This is a genomic window from Niallia sp. FSL M8-0099 (assembly GCF_038006945.1).
GTDB lineage: Bacteria > Bacillota > Bacilli > Bacillales > Cytobacillaceae > Niallia > Niallia circulans.
Map to the genome: position 1 here is coordinate 103,760 of NZ_JBBOWF010000001.1, position 13,622 is coordinate 117,381.

General features: G+C 35.8%; 13 protein-coding genes. 6 read left to right on the plus strand and 7 right to left on the minus strand.

Going from position 1 to position 13,622, the window contains the following annotated elements:
- Window positions 1–40: 40 nt before the first annotated feature.
- The 4 genes from NSQ92_RS00490 to NSQ92_RS00505 form a co-directional block, all read right to left on the minus strand.
- Entirely contained in the window at window positions 41–1,690 is a 1,650-nt protein-coding gene (locus NSQ92_RS00490; protein ID WP_047941776.1) for a glutamine--tRNA ligase/YqeY domain fusion protein, read from the minus strand.
- Between the two features lie 392 nt (window positions 1,691–2,082).
- The gene (locus tag NSQ92_RS00495; RefSeq protein WP_047941775.1) at window positions 2,083–2,409 is read right to left on the minus strand and encodes an AzlD domain-containing protein; all 327 of its coding nucleotides are present in this window, start codon (window positions 2,407–2,409) and stop codon (window positions 2,083–2,085) included.
- Entirely contained in the window at window positions 2,406–3,128 is a 723-nt protein-coding gene (locus NSQ92_RS00500; RefSeq protein ID WP_095322583.1) for an AzlC family ABC transporter permease, read from the minus strand. Before NSQ92_RS00500 ends, NSQ92_RS00495 begins: the two co-directional genes overlap by 4 nt.
- A 248-nt stretch (window positions 3,129–3,376) precedes the next feature.
- A complete protein-coding gene (locus NSQ92_RS00505) occupies window positions 3,377–4,045 on the minus strand; it encodes an O-methyltransferase (RefSeq protein ID WP_235844521.1) in 669 nt (222 codons plus the stop codon).
- 111 nt (window positions 4,046–4,156) lie between these two features.
- Here NSQ92_RS00505 and NSQ92_RS00510 point away from each other — a divergent pair, with 111 nt between their 5' ends.
- Window positions 4,157–5,059: a LysR family transcriptional regulator gene (locus NSQ92_RS00510; protein ID WP_047941772.1), complete on the plus strand. Its 903-nt coding sequence runs from the start codon at window positions 4,157–4,159 to the stop codon at window positions 5,057–5,059.
- On the opposite strand, the gene NSQ92_RS00515 is transcribed toward NSQ92_RS00510, so the two are convergent.
- Window positions 5,043–5,279: a hypothetical protein gene (locus NSQ92_RS00515; protein ID WP_047941771.1), complete on the minus strand. Its 237-nt coding sequence runs from the start codon at window positions 5,277–5,279 to the stop codon at window positions 5,043–5,045. The two genes, NSQ92_RS00510 and NSQ92_RS00515, sit on opposite strands and share 17 nt — an antisense overlap.
- A 46-nt stretch (window positions 5,280–5,325) precedes the next feature.
- Window positions 5,326–6,543 (minus strand): MFS transporter, encoded by a 1,218-nt coding sequence (locus tag NSQ92_RS00520; protein ID WP_047941770.1) that lies wholly within the window; start codon window positions 6,541–6,543, stop codon window positions 5,326–5,328.
- Between the two features lie 460 nt (window positions 6,544–7,003).
- Between NSQ92_RS00520 and NSQ92_RS00525 the strand changes: the two genes are divergently transcribed.
- The 4 genes from NSQ92_RS00525 to NSQ92_RS00540 all read left to right on the plus strand — a co-directional run bounded on the left by NSQ92_RS00525 (window position 7,004) and on the right by NSQ92_RS00540 (window position 10,926).
- The gene (locus NSQ92_RS00525) at window positions 7,004–8,350 is read left to right on the plus strand and encodes an aspartate kinase (RefSeq protein WP_047941769.1); all 1,347 of its coding nucleotides are present in this window, start codon (window positions 7,004–7,006) and stop codon (window positions 8,348–8,350) included.
- A gap of 228 nt (window positions 8,351–8,578) precedes the next feature.
- A complete protein-coding gene (locus NSQ92_RS00530; RefSeq protein ID WP_061799928.1) occupies window positions 8,579–9,388 on the plus strand; it encodes a basic amino acid ABC transporter substrate-binding protein in 810 nt (269 codons plus the stop codon).
- A gap of 162 nt (window positions 9,389–9,550) precedes the next feature.
- Window positions 9,551–10,207, plus strand: coding sequence for an amino acid ABC transporter permease (locus NSQ92_RS00535; protein WP_047941767.1), 657 nt, complete (start codon window positions 9,551–9,553; stop codon window positions 10,205–10,207).
- Complete coding sequence (locus NSQ92_RS00540; RefSeq protein ID WP_047941766.1) at window positions 10,204–10,926, plus strand: amino acid ABC transporter ATP-binding protein; 723 nt, start codon at window positions 10,204–10,206, stop codon at window positions 10,924–10,926. Before NSQ92_RS00535 ends, NSQ92_RS00540 begins: the two co-directional genes overlap by 4 nt.
- 97 nt (window positions 10,927–11,023) lie before the next feature.
- On the opposite strand, the gene NSQ92_RS00545 is transcribed toward NSQ92_RS00540, so the two are convergent.
- Window positions 11,024–11,785 (minus strand): class I SAM-dependent methyltransferase, encoded by a 762-nt coding sequence (locus NSQ92_RS00545; protein WP_095259138.1) that lies wholly within the window; start codon window positions 11,783–11,785, stop codon window positions 11,024–11,026.
- A gap of 604 nt (window positions 11,786–12,389) precedes the next feature.
- On the opposite strand from NSQ92_RS00545, the gene NSQ92_RS00550 reads away from it, so the two are divergent.
- Window positions 12,390–13,595 carry an amidohydrolase gene (locus tag NSQ92_RS00550; RefSeq protein WP_047941764.1) on the plus strand — a complete coding sequence of 402 codons (1,206 nt, stop codon included), beginning with the start codon at window positions 12,390–12,392 and terminating at the stop codon, window positions 13,593–13,595.
- Window positions 13,596–13,622 lie beyond the last annotated feature (27 nt).

Below are 13,622 nucleotides of genomic sequence, written 5' to 3' on the forward strand. Positions count from 1 at the left end.
AGTCGACTTATCGATTATTCTCCTCCCTTTATTCTATTGCTTAAAGTTTAAAGGAGCTTTTCAAGGAAACGATGCGATTAAATACCGGCTTTTCTGAAGTGGTATATTTAGGATCCACATTGAAATATCCGTGGCGGAAAAATTGGAATTTATCTTGTGGCTTAACATCCTTCATATTTGGCTCAATAAAGCCTTGAATGACTTCGAGAGAATTTGGATTTACATAATCTAAGAACGTTTTTCCTTCTTCCATTTCCTCATCTTCATCGGTAATTAGCGGTTCAAATAAACGAAACTCCGCAGGGATAGCTTGAGATGCTTCTACCCAATGCAATGTTCCTTTTACTTTTCTACCAGTAAACCCACTTCCACTTTTTGTTTCTTTATCATACGTACAATGAAGCTCGATTACATTGCCTTCTTCATCTTTAATTACTTCTTCGCACTTAATAAAGTAAGCATGCTTCAAACGCACTTCATTACCAGGGAACAAGCGGAAATATTTTTTTGGAGGATTCTCCATAAAGTCTTCTTGTTCAATATAAATTTCACGAGAGAATGGAATTTGTCTAGTGCCCATCTCCGGATTTTCTGGATTGTTTTCCGCTTCTAGCATTTCTACTTGACCTTCCGGATAGTTAGTAATAACTACTTTTAACGGATTTAGAACACCCATCGTACGAGGTGCTTTTAATTTTAAATCTTCCCGTACAAAGTGATCAAGCATGGCAGAGTCCACTGCACCAGAGCCTTTTGAAATTCCTAATTCCATACAGAAATTACGGATTGCTTCAGGGGTAACTCCTTTTCTTCTTAAGCCAGAAATGGTAGGCATGCGTGGATCATCCCAGCCATCCACATAGTTTTCGTCCACAAGAAGCTTTAATTTACGTTTGCTCATTACGGTATTCGTAATATTTAAACGGCCAAATTCGATTTGTTGTGGCGTGCTTTCCATCTCACATTCGCGAACAACCCAATCATATAGAGGACGTTGATCTTCGAATTCTGTTGTACAAAGTGAGTGTGTTACGCCCTCAATTGCATCCTCTATTGGATGAGCGAATGCGTACATTGGATAAATACACCATTTATCGCCTGTATTGTGGTGAGTAGCATGGGCAATACGATAAATAACAGGATCCCTTAAGTTAATATTAGGCGAAGCCATATCAATTTTTGCACGAAGAACCTTCTCGCCATTACCGAATTCGCCATTGCGCATTGCCTCAAATAATTGAAGATTTTCTTCCACTGTGCGATTACGATAAGGACTTTCTTTTCCTGGCTCTGTTAACGTTCCGCGATATTCGCGAATTTCATCGGCTGATAAATCATCAACATAAGCGAGCCCTTTTTTTATTAATAAGACTGCACGGTTGTACATTTCCTCGAAATAGTCAGATGCAAATAATAAATTTTCCCATTCATATCCGAGCCATTCTACATCTTCCTTAATAGAGTTTACATATTCAATGTCCTCTTTTAAAGGGTTTGTATCGTCGAAGCGTAAGTTTGTCTTACCTCCAAATTCATCTGCTAGTCCAAAGTTAATAAAAATTGACTTTGCATGACCAATATGCAGATATCCATTTGGTTCTGGCGGAAAACGCGTGATAACCGTATCATGCTTCCCAGTTTCTAAATCTTCTTTCATGATGTTTTTTATAAAATTAGAGCCCATCTCCAAGATTATAGCCACCTTTCTAATATGTATGAATACTTTTAGAATAAAATATTTAGCTTAGCCATTCGTCTCTATCGAAAATATCCAAACGATCTTAGTATGATTATATCAATAATATAACCAATATTTTATTATAAACTTCATAGAAAGGGAACGAAAGTACAATAAATTTGTTAATTTTTATGGATTTCCATGGTTTCTTGTAAGGTTATGGATATTTTTGTTAAAGTTATCCATTTTATTAAGTGGTGAATATAGTTTATAAGGCGGAGGAAAACCGAAAAAGTGGTGTTCATAAAATGATGAAAGCTGATAAGGAAGGAGTCAGAAGAAAAAAGCATTCATCATAATAAAAAGCCTCTTTTATAAACAAAAAGAAGCTTTTTATATAATAGCTACAATACCAATCTCACAACAGCCATACACACAACTCCGAATAATACAGTAGTTAATAAACTTTTACTAAGAAAAGCAACAATTATCGTAGGAATCGTCGCAAGAAGCGCTTCCCAGTTAATGCTAATACTATTGCTTTCGGTGGTTCCTATAAGACTTTCTACAATTAAGCCAGTAAAAATGCATACTGGAAGGTAGGAAAGCCACTTTTCGACAGGTGCTGAAATCGTGAAATTGCGCGCCACTAAAAATGGAATTACTCTTGGAATAAAGGTTACGATAGTACAGCCGATTAATAAAAGAAAAAAGCTCATATTGCTCATCATTTATCTGTCACCACCCCAATTGTAGCAACAATGATTGTTGATATAATGACACTTAAGCTACTTGATAAAAAAGTACAGAAGAAAAGCATGCAGATAATCATCAATGTGATTAACAATAAATAGTGTTTCAGTTTAGTAGGTTCAATTGTTTGCAGCTGGATAATCAGCAATGCAATAAACATAGCTGGCAAGGCATAATCTAATCCGAATTGTTCAGGATCGGGAAACCACCCTCCGATATATCCTCCGACAGTACAAGCTGCAATCCAAACAAGGTAGGCAGTCAGATTTAGTCCGTTCATCCATCGATCATTAACTGGCTCTTTTCTAGCAATCTTGGTAATCGCTACTCCAAATGATTCATCTGTTACAAGACTGCCAATACCAATGTTTTTCTGTATAGAATATTGGGTGAATTTAGGTGCTAGAGCGGAACTTAACAATAAGTGACGCAAATTTACAATAAATGTTGTAAGTATAATTGCGCTGATGGGACTTGCAGCTGCAATCATTGCACAAATAATAAACTGGGAAGCCCCTGCATAAACAAATGTAGCAAGCAGGAAAACATGCAGGATAGATAAGCCGGATGATACACCGACTACTCCCATTGCGAGGCCAATGCTGATATAACCAAGTAAGGTTGGAATACAGTCTTTCACTCCATCTAAATAGGAGAGTGTGTGTTGTTCTTGTTCTGCTACTTTAATACTTTCCACGGTCAATCCCCTTTATCGCAAATTAGTAATTGCATATATTATATAAGGACGTAAAGGTTTAGGCAATGTCTTATTGTATGGGGATAATAGGGAGGGATATTCCTGATTATTCCACTCTTAACGGACAGGAAGACTCCCTCCTCAAGAGGAAGATAGGTAGGAGTCAACTAACTGCCTGTAAAGGTCTGATTGGTTCAACTAACCATTAGTGGGGGAGGAGGAAAACCATCACTGATAGAAGTTTCACTTTATTTTACATAGCTAAGGATGAAACCATCATAGCCTTTTAACCCAACAGTTTGTATTCCAACTGACTCTACTCGGGAGTCTTTGGAAAGGATATCGATAAAGCGTCGGATTCCTAGTACTTTTTCATCTTGACTGTTTTCAGCTACTATATCTCCGTTACGAACAATATTGTCAGCAACAATCACGGCTCCCTTTCTTGCTAATTTAATGGCGTAATCAATGTATAGGGGATTATTAGGTTTGTCAGCGTCAATAAATATAAAATCGAATTCATCCATATTATTTTTTAGGAGCTCTGATAAAGAAGTAAGAGCGTTGTCTTCCATAATGGTGATTTTTTTCTCGAGACCGGATAGTTGAAAGTTTTCTTTAGCTACCTTAATATGATTATTATTATTTTCTAATGTTATTACTTTACCATCTTCAGGAAGAGCCATTGCTAGCCAAGTGGTACTATATCCTCCTAGTGTACCTATTTCAAGTATTCTGTGCGCCCCCATCATTTTAGCAAGCATCCAAAGCATTTTACCTTGAGTAGGACTTACGTCAATCTCTGGAAGATTATTATCTCTATTATTCTGAAGTAATTTTTTCATTTTGGTGTTGTGTGGTTGTAACCTATTAATTAAATAGTGATCAACTGCATTCCAAACTTGATTTTCTGTCACCTTAATCATCTCCTTGTTCTTTATAATTTTAGTATATGCTTCCATAACGTATTAATAAAATATATATATTTTATAGTTATATAAGAAATAATTATGTAAGGTTGGGGTAGGATGAATATTCACGGATTAAGATTGTTTTATCATGTTGCAAGAGATAGGAGTTTTACAAAGGCGGCAGAATTATTAAGAATTAGTCAACCAGCTGTTTCTAGTCAAATAAAGCAGTTTGAGAAAGAAATAGGTATTCCATTGTTTATAAAAGATGGAAGGAAATTTAAACTTACAGAGTTTGGATCATTATTGGCAGAACAAGCAGAAATATTATTTTCTTATGAACAGAAATTGGATGATTTTGTAGAAGATTATTATTTGTCCAGAAAAGGCAGGCTTTCTGTTGCGGCAACTTATTTGCCAGCAAATTTTGTCATTCCTGCTTGTGCGGCAGTTTTTAAAGCTGAGAATGAAGAGATTGAATTTAATTTGACTACTAGTAATTCGCATGCAGCATTTGATCAATTAATTCATTACAAGGCAGACATTGCAATGTATGCGGGAGGATGGATGGAGCATTTTCATGACAATATATTGGCTGAGGAAATAGTTGAAGATGAAATATGGTTTGTTGTATCAGCAAATCATCGATTGGCAAATAAGCAGGTCACTTTATCCGAGATTGTGAAAGAACCTTTTATAATGAGGGAAAAGGGGAGTTCTACGAGGGAAAGATTATTCTCTTTATGTCAAATATATCAAGTTCCTCCACCCAAAATTGCTCTACAATTTAATGGCATAAATGAAGCCATTCATTCTGTTTTAACGGGGTATGGTGTTAATTTTGTATCGTCAATAGTGATAAGAGATTATGTAAAGAATAAGAAGTTAGCAAGAGTATTTGTAAAGGATATTAGGGTGACAAATAAAATAGCAATATGTACGAGAAAAAACGAAAAGCGCTCCGCAATGGTGGAGAATTTTATTGAAATTTGCAGGAAATATGTCAAAGAAGAATATTAAATCCAAAAATCATTGGCAAAAAATAAAAACCATTCTCATCATATCTAGAAGAATGGTTTTGTTTATATTTCTTTTCATTTCGTGTCATGCGTTCTTTCTTTGTTTTTGTTATTTTCGTGATTGGTACAATGCTGCCCCAAGATCCTCTGCGCATCGTTGTATCAAAACCATGTTCACGCAGCACTTTGTCGCGTTTCTTTCTTGCCTTTGATTTAGCCATAGTTATCCTCCTTATGATGACAAGTATTTACACAGCCGTTAAATCGTTAAGAAATCGAATGTTTAGCTAGTTTAGGATGGCGGTGCATCATTAAAAATAGGAAAATACCGCTTGCTAATAAGAGAATACTAGTTGAAAAGAATACCATAGAGAACCCAAAGTTACCTGCAATTAGTCCACCAAGTGCAGGACCGATTATATTACCGAGAAAACGAAGACTTGTTTCATATCCCATTACTTCTCCTTGCATAGCAATAGGTACTTCTTGTCGAATATAAGCAATACGTACAGGAACCATGCCTCCGATTGCTACACCGAGAATAAAGCGGATAATCAGCAATTGCCAGTATTGATTAACAAATCCTCCCGGGAAATAGATAATTCCGGCAATAAACAAGAGAATAACAAGTACTTTAAGGTGACCAGATCGATCTCCCATTTCTCCCCATTTCCGTGCCATTAGTAAATTTCCTAAACCTGCAGCTGAGAAAGCTAGACCAGCGAAAAACGCAATATTCTCTGGACCATGCAATTTACTGACATATAAAGACAGAATAGGCTGGATGCTGAAATGGGCAATTTGTATAAAGGCTGAGATAAGCAGAACGGTAATGAATACAGGGTTTTTTAGAATATAGGCTAATACCTCTCTGCTTGTATAGCTGCTTTTCGTGCCCTTTTGAGCAGGCAGGACAAACTCTTTTGTTGTAAATACTAGAATTGCAGATATAAAGATAGCAAGAGAAGTAAATCGGAAAGTTGCCGCATAGCCGAAACTATCTGCTAATACTCCTCCAAGTAACGGACCAATCAATGCGCCAGTAATACTTCCTGTCTGTAAGGTTCCTAATACCTTACCAGCAGTTTTTTTGGGAGTTTGAGTGGAGATAAATGCTTGTGACATTGGGATAAATCCTGTGAAAAATCCCGTGAAAAAACGAAGAATAAAGACTTCCCATACAGAATTGGCAAAACTCATCAGAAAGATGGAAATGCCTAAGCCGATTGCTAAAATGATAAGAATCGTTTTTCTCCCAAATTTATCGCCAATTTTTCCCCATATCGGTGAAAACAAGAAAGCTGCTACAAAGGTCACAGAGAAACAAAGCCCCGACCAATGCTGCACAAATTCAGGTGAATATTGACCAAATGATTCAATATAAAGCGATAAAAATGGGAGAACCATAGTCATGCAGGCACTTATAAAAAAGTTAGCGAACCACATGATTCCTAAGTTTCGTTTTGAATATTTTTGGGTTTCCATTTTGTAAAACACTTCTTTCTAATATAGTAGAGATTTTATTAAGGTTTCCTCCATCTAAAACGGATGGAGTACGAAAGGAGGAATGAGGAGATTGTTGGTAAATGCACAATAAATTTCGTTTAACTAAATATTAGTTTAACGTAAAATTTACATAAATGAAAGTATTTTGGATTATTATTTCCAATAAACAACTTAAAGAAGCTCTCCATTGTTGGATAAAAGTCTTTATTAAAGGCGTTTATAGCGATTATCTCAAAATGAAAAATAACATTAATTACCAGTTTTATTTTAATATTCATAGAGAAGAAGCCAAGTGAAAAAATATTATTGTTCACTCTATAAAAACAAATGTATTTTTAGAGTGGAAATGACTTGATTATTTATTATGAAATAGTGATAATAGCCATAGTGAACAATTTAGAAAATTGTTACTATTTAACAATCAGTGGGAGTTGGCGAAATGAAGGTTGTCAAATTTGGGGGTAGTTCTCTAGCTACAGGGAAGCAATTGGAAAAGGTATTACAAATAGTAAAGGCAGATAAGGAGAGAAGGATTGTCGTCGTGTCTGCACCTGGAAAAAGATATGATTCAGATACGAAGGTAACAGATTTATTAATCCAATGTGCGCAAGCAGTAGTAAATGGAAGTGATTATTCTCCTTATTTAGAGGAAGTATTAGACAGATATGCTAGTATTGCTAAAGAATTGGACTTATCGAGTGATATTATAACAAACATTAAAAACGACTTATTGGATTTAATAAATAAATACTCTAATAAAGATGCTTTTATGGAAGCAATGAAGGCCAGCGGAGAGGATAATAATGCTAAATTAGTTGCACATTTCTTTAAAACCAGAGGATTAGATGCCATTTATATTAGTCCAAAGGAAGCGGGCTTGATTGTTAGTGATGATCCCGGAAATGCTCAAGTGCTTTCTGAATCTTATGATCGGTTATATTCCTTAAGAGAAGAGAAGCGAATAATTGTATTTCCAGGTTTTTTTGGTTACAGTGAAGCGGGAGATGTAGTGACATTTTCAAGAAGTGGATCAGATATTACGGGAGCGATTCTCGCCAATGGCGTGAAAGCGGAGTTGTATGAAAACTTTACAGATGTGGATGCTGTTTACTCTGTAAATCCTTCCATTGTAACGCAGCCGAAAGAAATTAAGGAACTTACTTATCGGGAAATGCGTGAATTATCATATGCCGGCTTCTCTGTATTTCATGCTGAAGCTTTAATTCCGGCGTATCGTGCAGGTATTCCTGTTCAAGTGAGAAATACAAATAATCCATCCGCATCAGGAACTAGAATAGTCTCCTCAAGAAATAATATCAATGGTCCTGTAATTGGTATTGCTAATGATAAGGGATTTTGTTCCATCTATATTAGTAAATATTTAATGAATCGTGAAGTAGGGTTTGCCAGAAAAGTTCTATCAATATTAGAGGATTATCATATTTCGTATGAACATATGCCGTCTGGAATTGATGATTTAACAATTGTTTTACGCCAAGATCAATTGACAAGAAAAAGCGAACAGGAGATTTTGACCAGAATATCCGAGGAACTACAAGTAGAAGAAATAAAAGTAGAACACGATTTAGCGCTTATCATGCTTGTAGGGGAAGGGATGCGACGTAATATCGGTACAAATGCCCGTGCATCCACAGCACTCGCGAAAGCGGGAGTGAATATTGAAATGATTAACCAAGGTTCTTCTGAAGTAAGCATGATGTTCGGAGTAAAAGAAACAGTTGTCAAAAAAGCTGTAAAAGCTTTGTATGAAGAGTTTTTTGTATAGAAAGAGAAAAAGGAGTTCCTTCTTTAAACCAGAAAGAGGGACTTCTTGTTTTATCTATGAAATTTTACGAAAATTCAAATAGTTTTCTTGTATATAAATAAACAAAAAGTTATAATGAATGCATTATTAGTAATAAAGCAAATGGAAAAATTTTTATTTTAAATTAATTGAAAATTCTATATTATTTTAATATACAGTTTTCAATTAATCAAAAGAGGGGGATTTATAATGAGGAAAAACGGCATTTTATTTGCTTTATTTATATCGATTGTTCTTGTTTTAGCAGCATGTGGGACAGGTTCAGAAAAAGCAAATAGTGATGGAGATGGCAAAAAGAAATTAAGAGTCGTTACAGATGCGGCTTATGCACCATTTGAGTATATGGATAAAGACAAGATTATTGGCTTCGATGTCGATATATTCACAGCGGCAGCAGAGGAAGCTGGCTATGACTTTGAAATTGTCAACGTTGGATGGGACCCACTCTTTGCAGAATTAGAAAATGGCACAGCGGATGTTGGTTTATCAGCCATTACAATAAACGATGACCGACTTAAATCCTATGATTTCTCTGTTCCATATTTTGAAAGTACGAATAAAATTTTGGCACCAGAAGGTACTGATATTAAGAAAGCTGCTGATCTAACAGATAAGACTGTTGCTGTTCAATCAGGAACAACAGGTGCAGATGCAGTCGATGCGCTCCTAGGAAATGGCAATGAAAAAGTAAAAAAGTTTGAAAATAATAATTTAGCTATTTTGGAAATGAAGAATCAGGGTGCTGATGCTGTTGTGGCAGATAATGCAGTATTAGAAGCATATGCTAAAAATAATCCGCAAGATAACTTTATCGTGATTGAGGATAAAGAAGGATTTGAATCAGAATATTATGGATTCATGTTCCCGAAAGATAGTGAGATGGAAGCTGATTTAAGCAAAGGTCTTAATGCTATTTTTGATAATGGTAAATATGCAGAGATATATAAAGAATGGTTTGGGCAAGATCCAGACATTGAAAATTTAAAAGCACAACAATAGAAGAGTCGCAAATGAGGAAGGTACTCAGGAGGGGCATTACCCGCTTTGACAAGGAGGGAGCACAATACTTCTTCTAGATTGTTCTTAGTGAGGGAATGTTCCTTCTGAATGCCTGTGCTGCTGAATGTCAGTCATTTTGTGGTCTTTGGAGGAGAAGAGGTAATGGATTTTAATTTTACGATTATTTTAGAGTATGCTGACTTATTTAAAAAGGGGATATTAGTGACCATTCAATTATCCTTGTATGCAATAGTATTTGGAACGGTTTTAGGTTTATTAATCGGCCTTGGCAAAATAGCAAAGAATCAATGGATTGCTTTTCCTTTCCGTTGCTATATTGCTATTTTCCGCGGCACCCCTCTTTTTGTACAAATCCTAATCATTCATTTTGGATTTATCCCATTATTTTTAAATACAACCAATGCCATGATAGCAGCAATTGTTGCATTATCACTTAACGCAGCTGCTTATATTGCGGAGATTTTTAGAGCTGGAATTGAATCCATTGACCGTGGTCAGATGGAAGCAGGCAGATCCTTAGGGATGACGCATGTACAGGCAATGCGATACATAGTACTTCCTCAGTCCTTTAAACGAATGATTCCCCCGTTAGGCAATGAATTTATTGTATTAATTAAAGATTCTTCTTTAGCAGCTGTTATTGCTGCTCCAGAGTTAATGTACTATGCAAGGCTGATGATGGGACAGTATAACCGAGTTTGGGAGCCATATTTAACAGTAGCTGTTATTTATCTTGTTTTAACCTTAACATTAAGCTTCTTCTTAACTCGTTTGGAAAGAAGGTTGAAAACAGAATGATTGTTGTAGAAAAATTAAAAAAGTCCTTCGGAGATAATGAAGTATTAAAGGATATTAGTATGACTATTAACCAGCAGGAGGTCGTCGTAATTATTGGTCCTTCCGGATCGGGAAAATCAACTTTTTTGCGTTGCATCAATTTACTAGAAAGTATATCGGACGGAACGATTCATATTAATGGGAAGAATATTACGGATAAGTCCACAAATATTAATGAAGTACGTAAGGATGTAGGGATGGTGTTTCAACAGTTTAATTTATTCCCACATAAGTCAGTTCTTCAAAATATTATGCTTTCACCTATGAAAGTAAAAAAGGTCTCAAAAGAAAATGCTCGGATAAAGGCATTAGAATTATTGAAAAAAGTGGGCTTAGAGGATAAAGCAAATGTATATCCTGATTCACTCTCTGGTGGACAAAAACAGCGTGTCGCCATCGCGAGAGCACTCGCAATGGAACCAAGTATTATGTTATTTGATGAGCCGACGTCTGCGTTAGATCCAGAGATGGTAGGAGAGGTATTGGAAGTGATGAAGGAACTTGCCAAGGAAGGAATGACGATGATTGTAGTAACGCATGAAATGGGATTTGCAAGAGAAGTTGGAGATCGTGTGATTTTCATGGACGGTGGATATGTAGTCGAAGAAAATACACCAGTAGAGTTATTTACACATCCGCAAGAGGAACGTACCATTTCTTTCTTAAGTAAGATCTTATAAAGTGGCAAGAAGACAAGTGAAACTTCTATTGAAGGAGATTTACTTGTCTTTTTGTATAAGTGTGATATCACATGTTTTTATAAGGTTAATCTTACCGTTATTGTTTTCTTACAGCTTCAAAAGTAATGATTTGACTTGCATTTGATGGTTGCTTCTCGTAAACATAATCAGCGGAGCACGTAATATCAGAGAAACCGATATTTTCCAAAATAAGCTTAAATTCTTCAATTCCATACCAACGCAGCGCAAAACGTTGTAACTCGGTTTGAATCAACTTTCCTTTACGCCATTTCTCATATTTCAAGTAGGAAATAGTAAATTGATTTAGCCAATCCATTTCAATCGATTTGTTTTCCAGCGTAATCCCATCCCCGTTAGGTAGGGAAAAAGTTGAAGTAGAAATCTCTCCTGTTTTCCAATCATGAGGTAATAGAAGATCAACAATCAAGCGTCCTCCTGGAACAAGATGTTTATAAAAGCACTTCAATGCGTTTAGAGAGTCTTCTCGTTTTTCTATTAAACAAAAGGAACCTGTAGGAATAATAATTGCCTTATAATTAAATGGCAATGAAAATCCCTGTAATTTATCTTCATATAAATTAGGGCTTAATCCTCTTTCTTCACAACGTTTACGACAAGAGTTCAACATTTCAGGAGAATAATCAATTCCATCAATTATATATCCCGCCTCAAGAAGTGGAATAATAAAACGTCCTGAGCCAACTGCAGCTTCTAGAATACGTCCCTGACAATTTTTTAACCGTTCTTGGTAATATTCAATATCCCCATTTAAAGAGTACCCCACAGGCTTTGTGAAATCGTAGAGCTCAGTACAAAGTGCACTATAATAACTAAACATATAGTATTTTCCTCCATTTTTGTATACGGAAAATTTTTAATTAAAGAAACTTCTAATATTAACCCCTCCGTACCCTGTATTTAATTGATAGTTGGAAAGAACGGACTGTCATAATAACTCACTTTCAATAAGAGATAATAAAAATATAACACAATATTTTGATAATTGATTTTTTATTATGCTGAATAAAGGTATATATACATTCTTAAATCATCTCTAAATGAGGTGTCACCCTAGTATCATCGAACTTGGATAAAATTTTATTAGTTTTAGAGAAAAGTAATATTTTTCTCGTTTTGGGGAACAAGCATTTTTTACTTGATGGGCATGTGGTAGAACCCCCTTAGGAGAAAGGAATTAATTTAGTAGGAGAAAAATAAACGATGTAAACGATAACAACCCTAATAAATAGGGATGATAGGAAAAATAAGAGGTTGTTAATTTATTCTGAATATTTTGATGATTAAAAAAACTTATTATACATTGCTTGAAATTACCGTTAATATAAAAGAAATCAAAATTAAGGGATATAGTTAAGCTGCATTTTTTCTAACTTCTCAAGAAGTATTCCTTATTCATAAGCAAATTTATTAGGAGGGGTAGTATGTTAAAAAAATGGCATAGTGAATTAGCCGAGATGTTTGATCAAATGGTTGAGTGGAGAAGACATTTTCATCAGTACCCAGAACTATCTTTCCAAGAGGTGGAAACACCAAGAATGATTGCTGAAATTTTAGAAGGATTCGGTATTGAAGTAAGGAGAAATGTTGGTGGTAGAGGAGTAGTTGGGAAAATATATGGAGCCAAACCTGGCAAAACGATTGCGCTGCGAGCAGACTTTGATGCATTGCCAATCCAGGATGGAAAGGATGTACCGTATAAATCGAAGGTGCCAGGAGTTATGCATGCATGTGGGCATGATGGACATACAGCTACTCTTTTAGCGGTGGCGAAAGTACTTCAAGATAATAGGGATAGTATTGCCGGGAATATTGTACTGCTTCATCAGCATGCTGAAGAATTATCACCTGGTGGAGCAAAAGCAATGATTGAAGACGATTGTTTAAAAGATGTAGATGTCGTTTATGGGGCACATCTTTCCTCATTAAATGAACTCGGAAAATATTATTATAAACCCGGATACTCGCAAGCAGCAGCAGATGCATTTGAAATTACCATTAAAGGAAAGGGGGGACATGGTTCCGCTCCTCATGAAACAGTGGATGCGATTGCGGTCGGAACGGCGCTAGTCAGCCAGCTACAATATATTGCGAGCAGACGTGTAGATCCATTAAATCCCGTTGTACTATCTGTAGGATCCTTTCATGGAGGAAAGGCGCAAAATGTCATTGCTGATACTGCTGTGATGACAGGAACCGTCCGAACACTAGATAAAGATCTGCGTTTATTTATGGAAGAAGAGATCAAATTAATGGTGAATGAGATTTGTGAGAGCATGCAGGCTACTGCTGAGATTAATTATATAAAGGGATACCCAGCTGTATATAATCATGAGGAAGAAGTAGAAGTTTTTGAAAAGGTTATAGAAAATTCATTAGATAAGAATATGTTAGTTCGTTCCGTACCAATCATGGGGGCAGAGGATTTTTCTTATTATTTGCTTGAAAAGCCGGGTATGTTTTTTCATACAGGAGCAAAAGTCTCAGAGGGAAAAGCTTATCCTCATCATCATCCAATGTTTGATTTTGACGAAAGAGCAATGATTTATGCTGGAAAAGCATTTTTGAGTATTGTCGATAATTATGTATCGATCCAAGTAAAAGAAAACCTTGCTGAACCAGTTCTATAAGAAAGATCTTTTCGAAAATTAATGTAA

Excerpts from the sequence above, each read along its gene's own strand:
- NSQ92_RS00510 (WP_047941772.1), top strand. The coding sequence starts at position 4,157 with ATGAATATTCACGGATTAAGATTGTTTTATCATGTTGCAAGAGATAGG.
- NSQ92_RS00545 (WP_095259138.1), bottom strand. The coding sequence starts at position 11,785 with ATGTTTAGTTATTATAGTGCACTTTGTACTGAGCTCTACGATTTCACA.
- NSQ92_RS00515 (WP_047941771.1), bottom strand. The coding sequence starts at position 5,279 with ATGGCTAAATCAAAGGCAAGAAAGAAACGCGACAAAGTGCTGCGTGAA.
- NSQ92_RS00540 (WP_047941766.1), top strand. The coding sequence starts at position 10,204 with ATGATTGTTGTAGAAAAATTAAAAAAGTCCTTCGGAGATAATGAAGTA.
- NSQ92_RS00550 (WP_047941764.1), top strand. The coding sequence starts at position 12,390 with ATGTTAAAAAAATGGCATAGTGAATTAGCCGAGATGTTTGATCAAATG.
- NSQ92_RS00520 (WP_047941770.1), bottom strand. The coding sequence starts at position 6,543 with ATGGAAACCCAAAAATATTCAAAACGAAACTTAGGAATCATGTGGTTC.
- NSQ92_RS00530 (WP_061799928.1), top strand. The coding sequence starts at position 8,579 with ATGAGGAAAAACGGCATTTTATTTGCTTTATTTATATCGATTGTTCTT.
- NSQ92_RS00495 (WP_047941775.1), bottom strand. The coding sequence starts at position 2,409 with ATGATGAGCAATATGAGCTTTTTTCTTTTATTAATCGGCTGTACTATC.
- NSQ92_RS00535 (WP_047941767.1), top strand. The coding sequence starts at position 9,551 with ATGGATTTTAATTTTACGATTATTTTAGAGTATGCTGACTTATTTAAA.
- NSQ92_RS00525 (WP_047941769.1), top strand. The coding sequence starts at position 7,004 with ATGAAGGTTGTCAAATTTGGGGGTAGTTCTCTAGCTACAGGGAAGCAA.